This is a genomic window from Leucobacter sp. cx-328 (assembly GCF_014530035.1).
In the GTDB taxonomy this organism is placed as follows: domain Bacteria; phylum Actinomycetota; class Actinomycetes; order Actinomycetales; family Microbacteriaceae; genus Leucobacter.
Genome location: NZ_JACVMX010000011.1, coordinates 88,953 through 104,824, shown reverse-complemented (window position 1 = coordinate 104,824; position 15,872 = coordinate 88,953). Strand labels below are relative to the sequence as shown.

Genomic DNA, 15,872 nt, shown 5'->3' with positions numbered 1-15,872 from the left:
ATCACGCAATGGGTGGTGTTACTGATTTCCGGCACGGTTAATGGTGCCGGGGTAAGACGGTCCTTGTTTAGGGGCGTGTTTATGCGGCTAGATCAGGATTCGTTACACACGTTTTGTCCTATAACCCCTTCGTAGGCCTCTTTCTGGACTCAATCCCTCGAGATTGATCGTTTCTCTCGAGATGAGCCCTTTCTCGCGCATGAAACTCATGGTTTCGGCAGAATGCCCCGGTTTCGTGGGTTTCGGTAGCCGCCGAAGTGAGTTTCCTTTTCTCATTGGATACTCCGATTCAGCCCGTGTGTCATGGAGCAAAAACAGCAAGCCGTTGCTGAGATAATTCAAAGATGAAGAAGCTTGTTGTAATCGGGTTTGTGTCTTTGTTCGCGCTCACTGGGTGCTCTTCAACGTCTAGCGCACCGTTGACTGAAGGTAGCACTGCATCGCGGGAAGAAGAGACTGCTGCACCGGCAGCGCTCGACCTCAATGGGGCCTGGGAGCAGTCCAATAAGAAGAGTGAAGAAAACTACCACGCTGCAGAAATCATCGACGGTGTTATTACGGTGAATTGGATCGCCCCTGATTCGCGTTCACTGTACTGGGTAGGCTCAGTGCCCAGTGAAAACACGGACGAGGCATTCTCGTGGACGTCGCAGGGCGATACCGAGACAATGGCAAGCGCATTGATGGCTTCAAGCGAGGACACGAAGGAGTTCTCATACGCGGATGGTGTACTCAGCTATGAAGTCACTGCGGTGGGAACGACGATGACTATCAAAATGGAGCGCAAGTAGTCCCACGCGCAAATTTCGGGTCTCTCCCTTCCTGGGCTACGCGTCTCAAATGCAGTTGCTCTGAGAGCCGCTTTCGACCTTCCCTTCCCGCGACGAAGAGCTATCTTCGAAGGAAAAACCTTAGAACGCTAAAGGCCTCAGGGCGCGTCCCAATGTCCGCGCTCTGCGGCCTTGGGCATGTCGGGCTACATCTGCCTATTGACTCGCTCTACCTGTCGACCGATGGTGAACAGATCATAGATGGTGCCGATGAAGAAGAGGCCACCAGTGAAGAACCAAAGCAGTCCTCGGAAGATTCGACCCAGGTAGAAATGCTGCAGCCCCGCACACAAGATAAACCCGAGCAGGGTGAGTCCGAAGGCGATGCCCTTTTCTTTGTGGTTGAAAGTTTTAGCCATATCTGGATTATTCCTTACCGGGCACCGCCGCGGGTGAGTGATTTGTGAGTGCGGCTTCGCGTTCCAGGTTGATCATTGCCGTGCAGAGTATCTTGTTCCTAAACAACGCCCTCAGTGGGTGAATAGCTGAGGACGAGGGTGAGGAGCACATGCAAGACCGGGAAAATACGCCGAAGCGGATCGAACGTGACGACGAGCCGTTCGTGTTTGAACCCGAACCAGAACCTCAGGTCGGCATCCAACACGAGGAATTCACGGGACCGCTGAAGTGGTACCGGATCCTCGGGATTTCGATCGCCATTTTCCTGCTGGTTGCTGCGGTCGTGGCCGTTCCACTCGCGCTGCACTTCGCGAACAAGACTGAGTACCAGAGTGATTTCGAAAGTCTGACAAAGATTCGCACAACGATTGCCAACAATGAGGCGACTCGTGATGCGGCTCATGAACTCCATGGAGCGGCGTACCAGGAAGCCACCAAGCTCGCGGCTGACCTGCAGAACTGGGGATCCGCCAATGCAACTGCCCTCGGAAAGGAAGAGGCAAAGGCCCTCGCTGAAGAGGGCAAAGCGCTCCAAGCGATTCTTGATGAGGCGAAGCCAGCGAGCGATGGCGCAGATCTCTCTGCTGCGCTGAGCGCCCTGCGCGAAGACGAAGCAGCGTATGCAGCTGCCAACCTCCCCGCGAGCCTCATCGATTGGTCGGCGGATCAGGCGGCAAACGTGCTCGGCGTGCTCCCGGTGGCCGAGGTAGAGGTCGAATTCACTGAGACCTACAGCAAAGACAAGCTCGAGAAGCTCCGTACTGCACTTGACGAGGCAAAGGCCGAAGAAAAGACCTCGGCGGCAGAAAGTAACACTGCGATCGAAGAAGTTCGGGCGCTCTCCAAATCTGTGCAGACCGTTCGACCTGCGCTCGTTGCCGCAACGAAGGCACTGCCAAGCAAAATTGCTGGACTCAAGCTTGCGTATGCAAAGGGTGATATCAAGCCTGTCGAAGTCGCCGCAAGTAAGGCGGCTGAGCTGTCTGCTGATTCGAACGCGACGGCGGCAGACCTGAACACTGCCCTCGCCGGGTACTTTGCAGCCGTGAACACAGTGGCAAAGGAGCACTCCGCCAAGTAGCAATGGCAGATAGCATCTTGAATGCTCAGGGAACGGCAAATGGCAACCTGTCAGAACTTAGGAGACCCTCTTGGAAAATCAACCTGCACTGAATTGGACGCTCCGAAACGAGATTCCAGTTCCTCAAGATGTGTTGGCTCTTCTTGCCGAAGGTGAACAGGCTGTTGCCGCGTTCCAGACTTTCCGAGACTCGGCGACGTTCACGACGAAACGACTTATCGTTAAGGACGCGCAGGGGATCACCGGTAAGAAAGTAGAGATCTACTCGCTGCCGTACAGTTCAATCAACATGTGGTCATCTGAGAACGCCGGTGGCATTCTGGACCGCGATGGAGAGATCGAACTTTGGACGCGTGCAGGTCACATCAAAGTAAAACTCGGCAAGGGAGCCGATGTTCGTCGAATCGATAGCCTCATTGCATGGGCCGTGTTGAACTCCCACTAAACGCAGTGCGAAGCGCTGCGTATCTCCGCCCAGATTTTCCAATATTCGGCGTGGCGAACTCCCCTGGATTTGAACCATGAAGGATTTACCGGATAAGCTCTTACCTGTTCGGCCCTGTAGCGCAGTTGGTTAGCGCGCCGCCCTGTCACGGCGGAGGTCGCGGGTTCAAGTCCCGTCAGGGTCGCCAATGCGACGAAAAGCCCCTCGAAAGAGGGGCTTTTCTGATTTTGTGTGCCTGATTGCAAACCTCGTCGGGCCAACCCCTCGAAACAGACGGTTTCTGCCGAGATCACCCCTTTCATGCGCATGAAGAGCCTTGTTTCGGCAGAAACGCCCCTTTTAGCGGGGTTGGTAGAGTTTCCGGGCCGCGGGGTTGGCGGGATTGGGCGCAGTGGGAAAGCAGAGAGCTAGCCGAGCCGCTCCCTGATCCGCGCCCCGAGTGCGTCAGCATCCTGCACCGTGAGCACCACGCGTGCGTAGGCGGCTCCTGGTTTCAGCTCGAGCCGCAGCGACGGGCCGAACCCAGAGACGTTGAAATACATCTTCTCGCCGTCGCGAAAGAATGTGCCGACACGCTTTGCGCCCATGTCGAGGCCGATGCGGGTGGCGAATCCGAGTGGGTACCGCTTCTGATCCGCGTGGACAGACTCGATGTCGGCGTAGGGGATTGCGATCGAGCGACGCAGACCCCAGATGGCATCCATGCCGCGGGGCACGATCGTCACCGAATGATTGCCCAGAATGACACGATTTCTGTTGGTCACGGAGATCCTCTCGGTTGTCCTGCTGCGGTGAAGCACACAGGGCGTGCCTCGATGGTGCCACTAATACGGTCAGAATGACAAGAATTACGCTGAATGGGGAATGGCTGACCTCGTCACTCGAACACCAGGTAGTTTGCCTCGGCTGCCAGCGCCGTACGTACCGCCTGCAACGCTGGACTCTGCGCGCGTGACTTCCGAGCGGCCGTGAAAATAGTGCGAGTTGGCGACCCTGGGAGGTCGAGCATGCGCATCTGGGTGTCAGCGCCGACTCTGGCGAGGCCTGGGAGCAACGCTACGGCCTCGCCAGCTTCGATGAGACGCTGGTGCGCCTGCAGATCAGCGGTTTCGAAGCGGACATCTGGCTCAAATCCAAGCTGACGGCAGGCTTGTTCAGCCCAGTGCCTTGTCGCTGCGCCCTGTGGCTCCATGACCCACGCGGCAGTGGTGAGATCCGCGATCCCTGCCACGTGATCGTAGCGCCCGCCAGCCGCACCGAGCGGCGGGATTCCGAGGCGGATCGGGTCGCTCGTGAGATCCACACGATCGAGCCCCGTGAAGTGCGCTGTGGAGTGATCGGGGTACTGCTCAGCAATCACCAGATCGAAGCCGCGAGCCCATGTCTCTTGCAGCGCGGCTCCAGGTTCGTACTGCATCACCTCGACGCGGAGCTCTGGGTGAGCTGCGCGGATGCGCCGCAGTGCACCGGGAACGACCGTGAGCATCGCCGTTTGAAACGTGGCAACGCGAACCGTGCCGATCACTTCGTCACGCACGCGCTGCATGGCGGCCTCTGCCTGTTCAAGACTGGCGAGGAGCGATTCGGTTTCGGCAACGAGTACTTCGCCCGCTGGCGTGAGTTCGAGAGAGCGCCCGACGCGGCGCAAAAGCTGCACTCCAACCTCGCGTTCAAGAATGCCGAGCTGCTGTGAAACCGCAGACGGACTGAAATTGAGCGCCAAAGCAACCGACGAAATGGTTCCTCGAGCATGGAATTCCCAGAGCAACCGAAGTCGCTTAATCTCAAGCACAGCAACACCTTTCACGACATTGTGAAGTTTTTCTTCACCTTATCTTAAAGATTCTGTCGCTGTACTTCATGCTTTCCACCTGGTCACACTGGCTTGTACCCACCAGTGCCGGCACAGTTGCCGCGCAGTGTTCAAGAAAGGCCTTGAATGAACAGCATCCGTCCCCAGGACCTCGCCGACTCCGCAATTGCGCTTGTAGAGCGGTGGATCAGGGAAGCAGCGGCGTTCCCCACTGACCCCTCGGCAGAGCGGTTGGCGGGTGTGCTCAGAGATCCGAATGGGCTTGAATTCACTGTCGGATTTGTCGACGGAGTGGTAAGGCCAGAAGATCTCAACGCGGCGGCGAAGAAGCTCAACGAGCTGACGCCTCTGACCCCGCAGTTTCTCCCTGCCCCGCTGCGGGCTGCAATCTCGCTGGGTGGTGCCCTGGCAAAACCGATGCCGGGTGTTGTCGTGCCGATCGCCCGAAACGTTCTGCGCCGCATGGTGAGCCACCTCATTATCGATGCGAGCGAAGCGAAGCTCGGCCCCGCGATTGCGAAGATTAAGCGCGAGGGCGTTCGGCTCAACATCAACCTCTTGGGTGAAGCCATTCTCGGCGAACGTGAGGCAGCGCGTCGGCTGGCGGGCACGCACACGCTCCTCGCTCGGGACGATGTGGACTATGTCTCGATCAAGGTGTCGTCAACGGTCGCCCCGCACAACCACTGGGCCTTTGACGAGGCAGTTGAACAGATTGAACAGCAGTTGCGGCCGCTGTTTGAGCGGGCCGCTGCAGCAGTCCCGCACAAGTTCATCAATCTCGACATGGAGGAATACAAAGACCTCGACCTCACTATCGCGGTCTTCACGCAAATGTTGGACCGCCCCGAATTTCTCACGCTTGAGGCTGGCATTGTGCTCCAGGCGTACCTCCCAGATGCGCTAGCCGCGATGATGCGCCTACAAGAGTGGTCTGCGGATCGTGTTGCGCGCGGTGGTGCGCCCATCAAAGTGCGGGTGGTGAAGGGGGCCAACCTGCCGATGGAACACGTTGAAGCAGAGGTCCACGGTTGGCCCGCCGCGACGTGGGAAAGTAAGCAGGCCTCGGACACGAGTTATAAAGCCGTTCTCGACTACGCGCTGACGTCTGATCGGGTGCGCAATGTACGAGTGGGCGTCGCAGGCCACAACCTCTTCGACATCGCGCTCGCGTGGCTCCTGGCGAAGGAACGCGGTGCCGAGTCTGGCATCGAATTCGAGATGCTGCTCGGCATGGCCACGGGCCAAGCAGAGGCCGTTCGTCGGGAAGTCGGGTCGCTGCTGTTGTATACGCCGGTGGTGCACCCGCAGGAGTTTGATGTCGCGATTGCATACTTGATCCGTCGACTGGAGGAAGGCGCGAGCCCAGAGAACTTCATGTCGGCAGTGTTTGAGCTTGACCACAACAAGACGTTGTTCGAGCGAGAGAAGGCGCGTTTCCGGGCATCCCTCGGTGCGCTCGAAGCTATTACTGCTGACGGAAATGACAACAACTATCGGGTACCTACCCCGAACCGTACGCAGGACCGACGCAAGTTCGATGAAGTCGAACTTGAGGCTCGCATCGCTGCCCGTGTACAGGCAGGCCGGAAGGGACGGTTTGAAAACGTTCCTGACTCCGATGCGGATCTTCCCGGCAATCGCGAATGGGGTGCCCAGATTGCGAGTCGAATGACCTCGTCAACACTCGGGGTAGATACCGTTGACGCGTCAACGCTGCAAGACGCAGCGGCCGTTGAATATGTCATCGACCGGAGCGAGCAGGCCGCTGCTGGTTGGCAGGCGCTTGGCGCAGACGAGCGGGCGCGCATTCTGATTCGCGCTGGCGAGTACTTGGAGCGGCGCCGTGGGGACCTCCTCGAAGTCATGGGCTCCGAATGCGGGAAGACACTTGACCAGGGTGATCCCGAGGTGTCTGAGGCGATCGACTTTGCAAACTACTACGCGATGCTCGGGCAGCAGCTCGACAACGTCGACGGTGCGAAGTATGTTCCGAGCTCGGTGACTGCGGTGATTCCACCGTGGAACTTCCCGGTTGCGATCTCTGCCGGTGGAACTTTTGCTGCGCTCGCTTCAGGATCCGCCGTCATTCTGAAACCCGCAGCAACCGCAGCTCGATCGGGCGCCGTGATGGCGGAAGCCTTGTGGGAGGCGGGAGTGCCGCGCGATGTGTTGCAGTTTGTGCAGTTTGATGAGCGCGAGCTTGGCAGTGTGCTGGTCGCAGACGAGCGGGTTGACCGGGTGATTCTCACGGGTGCGTACGAAACAGCTGTGAAGTTCCGCGGATTTAGGAAAGACATGCAGGTGCTTGCTGAGACGAGCGGCAAGAACGCGATCATCGTGACGCCAAACGCTGACCTCGATTTGGCCGCTCGCGACGTCGCCCAGTCAGCATTCGGCCACGCTGGCCAGAAATGTTCAGCGGCATCGCTTGTGGTGCTTGTGGGCTCAGTGGCCAATTCGAAGCGCTTCCGCGGGCAGCTGCTCGACGACATCGCATCGTTGCACGTCGGTACGCCGGAGCAGCTCGGCACACAGATGGGTCCGGTGATTACCGCGCCGGCGGGCAAACTGTTGCGCGGACTCACCCAGCTCGGGGCGGGGGAAACCTGGCTTATTCAGCCGGAGCCAGTGGCAACTGAAAGCTCCCTCGCGCGTGATCGCAATGGTGAACATCGGCTCTGGAGCCCTGGCGTGCGCGACGGCGTACAGCCGGGCAGTGAGTTCCATCTCACTGAGTACTTCGGTCCGATTCTTGGCATCATGACTGCAAAGACTCTCGACGAGGCAATCGATCTGGTGAACGCAACAGACTATGGCCTGACGAGTGGCTTGCATTCGCTTGACGCCGATGAGCTGGAGACCTGGCTTAGTCGTGTCGAGGCGGGCAACCTGTACGTGAACCGCGGGATTACCGGAGCTATCGTGCGACGCCAGTCATTCGGCGGGTGGAAGAAGTCAGCAATTGGCGCGGGGACGAAAGCTGGCGGACCGAACTACTTGTACGGACTTGGCGCGTGGGAGGACGCCCCAGTGCGCGGGGAAGAACTCCCGCTGTCACCACTCGTTTCCCAACTGCATCGCGCCGCCGTTGCCACAGTAACCGCCGGCGGCTCCACGAGCGAAGCTGATCACACTTGGCTCCGGACTGCATTTAGCTCTGATGCTGCCGCACTCGCGAGTGAGTTTGGTGTCACGCATGATGAATCGGGGTTGCAGGCTGAACGTAATATTCTGCGCTACCTCCCGCATGATCACGTCCTCATGCGCCTGACAGCTGACGCGTCAACTTCACATGTGCTGCGAGCACTTGGTGCGGCGCTTGCGGCCAAAGCCATGCCGCTCGTGAGCTCTGAGGCCGAACTGCCGGACGCCGTGCGTGCAACGCTTCAGGCAGCAAAGGTCCTCGTGGTCGTGGAGAGCCGCGACAGCTGGCAGAAACGAATCGCCTCGGTCGCTGCGGTCGAGGGCCCTGCAGCGGGATGCCGCGTCAGACTCGTAGCTGGGGCGTCACGTGAGGCGGCCCTTGCTGACATCTACGAAGCGTCGGGTGGCAAGCCTGATATCGCAGTGTACGGCCGTCCTCCGGTGTCGGCTGGTCGGGTGGAAATGCTGCCGTTCCTCCGCGAACAAGCGGTTTCCCTCACTGCACACCGCTTCGGCACGCCATACAAGTTCTCAGAAAACGTGATCTAACACGGTCATGCGGTCGGCCACCGTCGGCCGCATGACAAACCCTAGAAAGGTGACAACGATGTCCGACCAGATATACCTGTACATCGCCCTCGGGCTGTACTTCTCGCTGATGCTACTCATCGGCTTCCTCGCGTTCCGAAAGACGAACTCACACGAGGGCTACATGCTTGCAGGCCGCGGGCTTCCACCCTGGGTTGCGGCGCTCAGCGCAGGTGCATCTGACATGTCGGGCTGGCTCATCATGGGCCTTCCTGGAGCGATCTACGCGACAGGACTTATCGAAGGCTGGATCGCGGTCGGCCTACTCATCGGTTCCTATCTCAACTGGCGAATCGTCGCACCCCGACTTCGTGCCTACAGTGAGGTTTCCCGGAACTCGATCACTATTCCGAGCTTCTTCGAAAACCGCTTGCGCGACAAGACGCACGTGCTTCGCATCGTTTCGAGCATCATCATTCTGGTGTTCTTCACCATTTACGCATCGAGCGGCATGGTAGCTGGCGGCGTCTTCTTCGAGAGCGCATTCGGCGGCGACTACATCATTGGCATGCTGCTCGTCACCGTCGTGACGCTCGCGTATACGCTCTTCGGCGGCTTCCTTGGAGCATCCCTCACCGATGTGGTGCAGGGACTCATGATGGTCGTTGCACTCATCGTTGTTCCAATCATCGCAATCATCAACATCGGCGGCCTCAGCGAGACCGCAACCATCGTCGAGTCTGTTGGCGCAAGCAACCTGGCCATTTTCGGGGGCGCGGATCTCGGCGCAAGTGCCGCCACCCTCATCGTCGTTTCTGGCCTGGCATGGGGCCTCGGGTACTTTGGTCAGCCGCACATCATCGTGCGGTTCATGGCGCTGCGGAGCCCCGCAGAGGCCGCCAGTGCTCGTCGCATCGGCACAAGCTGGCAGCTCTTGTCATTGGCCGGCGCGGTGGTCTGTGGTCTTGTCGGCATTGCCTACTTCGCAAAGACCGGTGGCGAACTAGGTAACCCAGAGACCGTTGTGCTGTTGATGTCACAGACGCTGTTGCATCCGCTCGTTGCAGGCCTCGTGCTCGCCGCAGTGCTGGCCGCAATTATGAGCACGCTGTCGAGTCAGCTCATCGTGTGCTCGTCGGCCCTGGTCGAAGACATCTATCGGCTTGCGCGTAAGCCAGCTCCGAGCGAGAAGACACTGGTGGTGCTTGGCCGGGGAGGCGTGCTGCTCGTGGCAATCATCGCCGCACTGCTCGCGATCAGCCCGAATGACAACATTCTCGGACTCGTGTCGTTTGCCTGGGCAGGTTTTGGCGCAGCTTTCGGTCCGATCGTTCTGCTGAGTCTGCTGTGGCGCAAACTCACGAACAAGGGTGCGATCGCGGGCATGGTGACGGGTGCGCTCGTTGTCTTCATCTGGAAGCAGCTGGGCACCGGGCTGTACGAGCTGTTGCCCGCATTCGTTCTTGCGACAGTTGTCTCAGTCATCGTGAGCAAACTCACGTACAAGCACAACGCTGAGATCGAGCGCGAATTCGCTGACACAGGCACGCTGCTCGTTGCTTCAAAAGAACGGTAACGGCCGGCGTCATCTGGCGTAATGCTTCTCCCGGGTCGGGTGGTGATCCATAGACTCAGGCTGTCATCCCACCCGACTCAACGAGGAGAAGATATGTCTTTTGATCCGCTCATGCAGACCGCAACTCTGGCAGATATCGAGCCCACTATGTACGGTCGTATTTCGAAGCGCGCGGCTGAATTAAACGGTGTGGATGTGACCCAGGTCACGTTCCACGTCGACGCGAAGTGGAGTGAAGATCTCAAGCCGGTGGCTGGCACGGAACTGTGCGAGCTGCCGCATGTCGCGCTCGTGACCGCGGGCACCCTTGGTGTCGAGATGCAGGACGGCTCCTACCAGGAGTTCTCGGCAGGAGACGCGATGCTGCTTCCGCCCGGACATGATGCGTGGTCGGTCGGTGGCGAAGACTGTACCTTCGTGGAGTTCTCACGCGGAAACGACTACTACGCCGAGTAGTTCGATAACCATTCAGAACTCAGGGGGCGAGCTGCCGAGGCAGCTGGCCCCCTGTCGTATTTGCGCCATGGCGAGTTTTCGCCATGGAACACAGCGCATTTCGCAAGACAACCAGTGTTGTTTCCCAATACCGTTTGCAAGGGTTTTGCCGTCAGCAAGGTGATGCCTATGCCGCAAACATGAGGGATGCTTACGAACATGGTTTTGAAGAAGGGCTTCTGGGTAGCCGGTGCCACCGCAGCATTGCTGCTAGCCGGCGCAGGAACTGCTCAGGCGACACCGACCGCAGTTGGACCATTGCTGCCAAACACCGGTCCAGCTGCTGGTGGAACACGTGTAGTTGTTGAAGTCCCGCAGGGACCGACGTGGGTGTCTGTGGAAACAGGTCGTAGCCACGGTCTTGGCCTTGCCACTGACGGCCTGCTGTACACCTGGGGAAATGATAGTCAGGCTGGTGAGGCCAACCTCTCTCCACAGCGGATTACCACGCCTGAGGGCGTGAAGTTCACCCAGATTGCAGTTGGAACGGTCGGCAACGCGGCCATCGCTGAAGACGGCACGGTGTATGTGTGGGACGCCTTTTCTGGCAACGGAACAAACGACACCGCGGACGTGCCAACCGCTGTTGAGCTTCCAGGAGGTGTCACTGCAGTCCAGGTCGGAGTCGGACGAAACTACGTGAGCGTTCTCGCGGAGGACGGCCTGATTTATGGCTGGGGCGTCAACTCCGAAGGCGTGCTTGGCACGGGTACAACGCGCGCGAGCTACACCCCGGTGGCTGCAACTATGCCCGCAGGGGTTACGAAGTTCGCAAAGATCTCAGCTGGTGGCGAGCACATGCTGGCGCTGACCGACGAGGGCGCACTCTACGGTTGGGGAAATGGCATGTACGGTGCGCTGTCGACCGACGGAAGCGTTGCCTTCCAGCTCACGCCGGCGTTGCTTGTAAGTGACCACGTTCCTGCCGGTACCAAAGTTGTGAACATTAGTGCTTCGCTTGGCGACGGCTCCGGAACTTCCTTGATCACTAAGGAAGATGGTTGGGGCGCCGGCACAGGTCGTCACTCTTATGGGCAGGCGGGTGTTGAAAATAGGACCAGCGAAGTCTATGGTTTCACCCGTGCAACCCCCACGTTGCCGCAGTTCGCAGCGGAGCTCGTCGGTTCCAACGAATTCAGTGCTGCGCTGAGTAGTGAGGGATTCCTATACGTGTGGGGCGATAGCCCCGCGACGCGTTATGACGAAAGCTACAGGCCGTACGAACCTGCGTCAGCACGCCTGCCTGAGGGCCTCCCGAAGCTGCACGATCTTCGTGCTGGCATGGATTCGATTACCGCGATGGGTGACGACGGCGAGGCGTACCTCTGGGGTACGAACCCTGGCGGCGAGACCAGTGGCCTTCCGGTGGCGCTTGATACCCCGGAAGCTGTAGTCACTGGCGTCGACTTCGGGGGAGAAGCGGCAACCGATATCGAACAGATTGATGCGACTCACTGGGAAGTGACTGCTCCTGCTCATACGCCGGCGCAGGTTGATGTGACCACGGAATGGGCCGTCGGCGGTGCTGCACAGAAACCCATCGTTAATGAAACCTATGGCTACGTCGGTGCACCCACACTCGCTGAACTCAAAGACGTGAAGGTACGTCTCGGTGAAACCGCGAAGTTTGAGCTATCGCTGACTGGATTCCCGAACCCCACAGTCGAATGGCAGGTCGACATGCCAGGAGATGCGAATGTTTCACGCGCTGCGGTACGGGGCGCCGAAAACTGGCAGCCGGTTTCTATTGATAAGGCTGCGTCGGTCGCCGCCGACGGTTTGAGCATGAATGTCATTGCCAATAAGGCGCATGATGGTATCCGCTTCCGTGCGGTTGTCACGAACTCTGAGGGAAGCGCAACGACGAATGCCGCGACTCTGGTACTTGATACGAGTGACGAGAACGGCGGCAACGGCGGCAATGGCAATGGCGGTAACGGTAACGGAAACGGTACTGACGGCGGCAGCACTGGCGGCGGATCTGGCACCAACGGTGCAAGTTCCAACGGCGGGGCAGCTGGCACAGGTTCCGTCACTAATGCAGCCGCCAACAATGGTGGATCGCTCGCTCGTACCGGTGGCGCAGAAATGCTGTGGCTCGTGCTTGGCGGTGCAGCAATTGCCGCGGCCGGTGGCACGGTGCTGGTGGCACGTCGCCGCCGCGCATAGCGATGTAGACGCGTAACGCGCAGAGAGGGGCGGGGAGCGCAGCAATTCGCTGCGCTCCCCGCCCCTCTCTGCGCTGTCATCTCTACGACTGCACCACGTCAGCGATATTCGTCGATCCCGCTTGCTCATCGTTCGGGCGTTCAGGCGCACCCTCTGGACGCTCACCGTCGAAGCCCTCGGGCGGCTCCGGCATATCGTCGGGACTCATGCCGTCGGGAAGCGCTGGGCGCTCGCCGTCGGTCGGGGGAGTGCCACCTGGGCCACCGGCGTTGTCGCCACCAGGGCCACCTTGGCCGCCCATGCCGCCTCCACCAGGACCGCCCATGCCGCCCTCGCCAGCGACTGCATCGCCGATTGATTCGCCGTCAACCATGACCGAGTAGGTCTCGCCCTCGACGATCTTGTTATTTGAGAGAATGACCGATGCGGCTGCCTTCAACGAAGTGAACTTACCGACCTCGGTACCTGACGCGTCAACGATGGTGCCGGTCGCACCTGCTGCAAGCGTTGCCTTGATGACGACCCAGTCCTGGTCGCCAGCTGAAGGTGTCTGCTCCATGTCGCCAGGACCGAAGGCCCACACGGTGCCTCCATCCACGGTCATGTCGCCATTGGCATCGAGTGAGCCGTTGCCACCGCGAGTGGGGCCATAGACGGTGGTAGTTCCGCCGGTGATGGTGAGGCTTCCGTTCGAATCGAGGCCGTCTCCTTCGGCATTGACGGTGACCTTGCCGCCGCTGATGTTTAAGACTTCGCCGCTGTCCTGGAACTCACCGCCACCGCCACCAGGTGCGGTTTCGGGGGCGGTCTCGGTTTTGGCTTCGGCCTCTGTCTCGGTTGCGGGCGCCGTCTCAGCTTCGGCCTCAGCGGCATCTGCAGCTGATTCGCCGGCCATGAGCGCCTGCAAATCTGCCATGCCCGAGGCGTTCATGCCGTCATCGCTCGCGGTTACCTTGATCTTGCCAGCGCTGATGCCGATGCTGGCCGCCTCGATGCCCTCGTTCGACTTCGACACGGTCACGGCGGGCTCGCTGGCGTCAGCCTCGGCATCGTCGAGTACGCCGATCGACACGATCGCCTCGCCCTTGATACCGTCATCCGCTGCGGCTACGTTGACCGTGCCGCCCGCGATCACCGTGTCGGTGAACGCCTGAATGCCGTCGTCGCCCGCGGTGATGTCGATGGTGCCGCCTGAGACGTAAATGTAGCCGCGGGTCCAATCGATGTCGGCGGCGTCCTTACTCTGGTCGCCCTTGCTGTACAGGCCGTCGCCCGTGGTTGCGGTGAGGTCCAACGTTCCGCCTTCGACGACGAGTGAGTCCTTGCCGCGCAGTGCGTCTGCTGCGGCGGTGACGGTGATGTCGCCGTCGAGGATGACGAGGTCGTCCTTCGACGTGATGCCGTCGTTGCCGTTGCCGTGGACCGTCAGGGATCCGCCGCCACTGATCGTGAGATCCGCCGCGGAGTAAATGGCGGCATTGGCCGTTGCGTCCTCGGCATACGATGCCGCGTCGGATACGGCGTTCACACTGTCGTCGGCGAGATGGATCGCGACATCATCGGCAGATTGCACGTCGATGACCGATCCGCCGGTGTTCGTGATGACGGCACCGTCGAGGATGAGGACGACTTGTGCATCGTCCGGGGCTGCGACGACGACCTGGCCGGCGAGCGATCCAGACAAGCGGTAGACGCCGGCTGCGGTGATGGTGATGGTGGATCCGCTGACCTTCACGCCGGTGCCAGCGGGCTTCGCGAGGTCGACGGCGATGGAGTCAGCAGTGTCCCACTCGTCGGTATTGACGGTCGTGTAGTCAGCGTTCTCGGCCATGACTGCGGTCGGGGTGAGGTCGGCCGCCGTCGCGGTTGACGTGTCACCAGACGCGTTCGTTGCAGCGGTACAACCGGCGAAAAGGAGTGCGCCGCTGAGGATGGTGATTCCGGCAAGTAACTTGCGATTCATAGTGATTCCAGAGTTGTGGGGATTGCAGATTTGGGAGAGCGGCTGAAGCTGTGGCCGAGCACACGCGCCCACTTGTTGTGGGGCAGCGACGGGTAGAGTGCGGCAGTGCCGACGCCGAACTTGCTGATGCCGCTGGGCCGATGACCCGCACGCCAAAGGGCCCGGTCGAGATCGCTCACGCGCTGGGCTGACTTGGTCTCGATGATGACGTTGCCATCGGCGCGGATCTCTCGCCCATCCGCATCAAGCCAGTGCAGATCGGTGTCGATCGTGGCTCTGCTCCCGCCAGGCAGGAGTAGGGTCGTGCGCTGGTAGCGGCTGGTCATACTGGGGGTGAGCTGCGCGACGAGCGATGCGTCGACGCCGTGCGGCTCGAGCACCGAGGCAGCGAAGTTGCGGCCAGGGGTGGTGAGCTTGGAACGATCCGCCGTGTCCCAGGGGATGCGGGTCTTGATGGTCATTCCGCGACCGTCCTTGGTTTTCACCTCGAGGAAGCAGCCGCCGGTGTCGACGTACGTGCGTGTGCGCAGCTTGAACCGGTGCCGGCGCCGCTGCGCGGTGAGACGGTACACCGCGAAATCATCGGTATCGAAGTAGACCGAGTCATAGGCGAACGTGCGCTGGCCGTCGATCTCGAGCACTCGCGTGTGCGGATCGAGCGAACCGAGCACCTGAGTAGCCGCATCGGCCGGGAGGAGGTACTTGCGGTCCACACGCTGGAGGAGCGCGGCCTCTGACACGATCTCATCGAGGGAAATGGGAGTGAGCCAGGTGAATCCGAGGCGGGCGGTCATGGCGTCACGTGCGCTGATCATGCGCCCTGCTTGAGCTGGTAGCGCACGTCAACGAGGGTGCTGTCGTTAACGAGGTCGATCTGTTGCACGGTGACGGCGGTGACGCGGGCGTTGAGGCGCTCAGCGAGGACGCGAGTGAGCTCGCTCTCATCGGTGATTGCGCGATCAAGCCGCACGACCTGCTGGCGGGAGCCGGCGAGGAGGCGGGGGTGATCCGCGAACCACATCATCGCCACGATCGCGACGATGAGGGCGCTTGGCAGAATGAGGTTTGTGCCGCCAGCGAGGCCGCCGATGAGCCCCATGGCGAGCGCTGCGAAATAGTAAGCGACTTCGCGCTGCGAGATCTCAGACGAACGTAGGCGGATGATGCTGAGAACGCCGAAGAGACCGAGACCGAGGCCAGCCGCGACCTGTGAACTGCCGAGCACCATGGTCACCGCGAGCACGCCAGCATTCACCCCGAGGAACGCGACAACCAGGTCGCGACGACGGTGGCGCCGATAGTAGACGCCGAAGACGAGAACGAGGATAGCGGCGATGTCGATCACCGCGAGGACCAATGTGGTGTTGATCAATGAAGGCTCCTTGAGAGGCATGTTTTCTAGCTGTATCTAGCTTTTCGAGGATCA

General features: G+C 60.1%; 13 protein-coding genes and 1 tRNA gene. 8 read left to right on the top strand and 6 right to left on the bottom strand.

The window, feature by feature from the left end; genetic code table 11:
• Positions 1–344: 344 nt before the first annotated feature.
• Positions 345–791 (top strand): hypothetical protein, encoded by a 447-nt coding sequence (locus ICL81_RS11520; protein WP_188035014.1) that lies wholly within the window; start codon positions 345–347, stop codon positions 789–791.
• A 185-nt stretch (positions 792–976) separates the two neighbouring features.
• Here the strand turns inward: ICL81_RS11520 and ICL81_RS11515 are convergent, their stop codons facing one another.
• Positions 977–1,189, bottom strand: coding sequence for an NINE protein (locus ICL81_RS11515; RefSeq protein ID WP_188035013.1), 213 nt, complete (start codon positions 1,187–1,189; stop codon positions 977–979).
• Positions 1,190–1,338: 149 nt separating this feature from the next.
• On the opposite strand from ICL81_RS11515, the gene ICL81_RS11510 reads away from it, so the two are divergent.
• The 3 genes from ICL81_RS11510 to ICL81_RS11500 all read left to right on the top strand — a co-directional run bounded on the left by ICL81_RS11510 (position 1,339) and on the right by ICL81_RS11500 (position 2,942).
• Positions 1,339–2,310 carry a hypothetical protein gene (locus tag ICL81_RS11510; RefSeq protein ID WP_188035012.1) on the top strand — a complete coding sequence of 324 codons (972 nt, stop codon included), beginning with the start codon at positions 1,339–1,341 and terminating at the stop codon, positions 2,308–2,310.
• Positions 2,311–2,380: 70 nt separating this feature from the next.
• Positions 2,381–2,755, top strand: a complete 375-nt coding sequence (locus ICL81_RS11505) for a PH domain-containing protein (protein WP_188035011.1) — start codon at positions 2,381–2,383, stop codon at positions 2,753–2,755.
• A 110-nt stretch (positions 2,756–2,865) separates the two neighbouring features.
• Positions 2,866–2,942, top strand: a tRNA-Asp gene (locus tag ICL81_RS11500).
• Between the two features lie 220 nt (positions 2,943–3,162).
• On the opposite strand, the gene ICL81_RS11495 is transcribed toward ICL81_RS11500, so the two are convergent.
• Both ICL81_RS11495 and ICL81_RS11490 read right to left on the bottom strand, forming a co-directional pair.
• Positions 3,163–3,519: a hypothetical protein gene (locus ICL81_RS11495; protein ID WP_188035010.1), complete on the bottom strand. Its 357-nt coding sequence runs from the start codon at positions 3,517–3,519 to the stop codon at positions 3,163–3,165.
• Between the two features lie 113 nt (positions 3,520–3,632).
• On the bottom strand, positions 3,633–4,547 hold the full coding sequence (locus tag ICL81_RS11490) for a LysR substrate-binding domain-containing protein (RefSeq protein ID WP_188035009.1): 915 nt from the start codon (positions 4,545–4,547) through the stop codon (positions 3,633–3,635).
• Between the two features lie 147 nt (positions 4,548–4,694).
• Here ICL81_RS11490 and ICL81_RS11485 point away from each other — a divergent pair, with 147 nt between their 5' ends.
• From ICL81_RS11485 to ICL81_RS11470, 4 genes are all read left to right on the top strand, one after another.
• Positions 4,695–8,264: a proline dehydrogenase family protein gene (locus tag ICL81_RS11485; RefSeq protein WP_188035008.1), complete on the top strand. Its 3,570-nt coding sequence runs from the start codon at positions 4,695–4,697 to the stop codon at positions 8,262–8,264.
• Positions 8,265–8,322: 58 nt separating this feature from the next.
• Positions 8,323–9,819, top strand: a complete 1,497-nt coding sequence (gene putP, locus ICL81_RS11480) for a sodium/proline symporter PutP (protein ID WP_188035007.1) — start codon at positions 8,323–8,325, stop codon at positions 9,817–9,819.
• Between the two features lie 93 nt (positions 9,820–9,912).
• Entirely contained in the window at positions 9,913–10,275 is a 363-nt protein-coding gene (locus ICL81_RS11475; RefSeq protein WP_188035006.1) for a hypothetical protein, read from the top strand.
• A 198-nt stretch (positions 10,276–10,473) separates the two neighbouring features.
• Positions 10,474–12,483 (top strand): LPXTG cell wall anchor domain-containing protein, encoded by a 2,010-nt coding sequence (locus ICL81_RS11470; RefSeq protein WP_188035005.1) that lies wholly within the window; start codon positions 10,474–10,476, stop codon positions 12,481–12,483.
• A gap of 82 nt (positions 12,484–12,565) precedes the next feature.
• Here the strand turns inward: ICL81_RS11470 and ICL81_RS11465 are convergent, their stop codons facing one another.
• From ICL81_RS11465 to ICL81_RS11455, 3 genes are read right to left on the bottom strand one after another with little or no spacing between them, the layout of a single operon-like run.
• On the bottom strand, positions 12,566–14,446 hold the full coding sequence (locus ICL81_RS11465) for a carbohydrate-binding domain-containing protein (protein ID WP_188035004.1): 1,881 nt from the start codon (positions 14,444–14,446) through the stop codon (positions 12,566–12,568).
• Positions 14,443–15,261: a polyphosphate polymerase domain-containing protein gene (locus ICL81_RS11460; RefSeq protein ID WP_251382130.1), complete on the bottom strand. Its 819-nt coding sequence runs from the start codon at positions 15,259–15,261 to the stop codon at positions 14,443–14,445. Before ICL81_RS11460 ends, ICL81_RS11465 begins: the two co-directional genes overlap by 4 nt.
• Entirely contained in the window at positions 15,258–15,818 is a 561-nt protein-coding gene (locus ICL81_RS11455) for a DUF4956 domain-containing protein (RefSeq protein WP_188035003.1), read from the bottom strand. Before ICL81_RS11455 ends, ICL81_RS11460 begins: the two co-directional genes overlap by 4 nt.
• Between the last annotated feature and the right edge of the window lie 54 nt (positions 15,819–15,872).

What these genes read in the sequence shown, in the direction of transcription:
- ICL81_RS11520 (WP_188035014.1), top strand. Translation starts at nt 345, where the DNA reads ATGAAGAAGCTTGTTGTAATCGGGTTTGTGTCTTTGTTCGCGCTCACT.
- ICL81_RS11515 (WP_188035013.1), bottom strand. Translation starts at nt 1,189, where the DNA reads ATGGCTAAAACTTTCAACCACAAAGAAAAGGGCATCGCCTTCGGACTC.
- ICL81_RS11510 (WP_188035012.1), top strand. Translation starts at nt 1,339, where the DNA reads ATGCAAGACCGGGAAAATACGCCGAAGCGGATCGAACGTGACGACGAG.
- ICL81_RS11485 (WP_188035008.1), top strand. Translation starts at nt 4,695, where the DNA reads ATGAACAGCATCCGTCCCCAGGACCTCGCCGACTCCGCAATTGCGCTT.
- putP (WP_188035007.1), top strand. Translation starts at nt 8,323, where the DNA reads ATGTCCGACCAGATATACCTGTACATCGCCCTCGGGCTGTACTTCTCG.
- ICL81_RS11475 (WP_188035006.1), top strand. Translation starts at nt 9,913, where the DNA reads ATGTCTTTTGATCCGCTCATGCAGACCGCAACTCTGGCAGATATCGAG.
- ICL81_RS11470 (WP_188035005.1), top strand. Translation starts at nt 10,474, where the DNA reads ATGGTTTTGAAGAAGGGCTTCTGGGTAGCCGGTGCCACCGCAGCATTG.
- ICL81_RS11465 (WP_188035004.1), bottom strand. Translation starts at nt 14,446, where the DNA reads ATGAATCGCAAGTTACTTGCCGGAATCACCATCCTCAGCGGCGCACTC.
- ICL81_RS11460 (WP_251382130.1), bottom strand. Translation starts at nt 15,261, where the DNA reads ATGATCAGCGCACGTGACGCCATGACCGCCCGCCTCGGATTCACCTGG.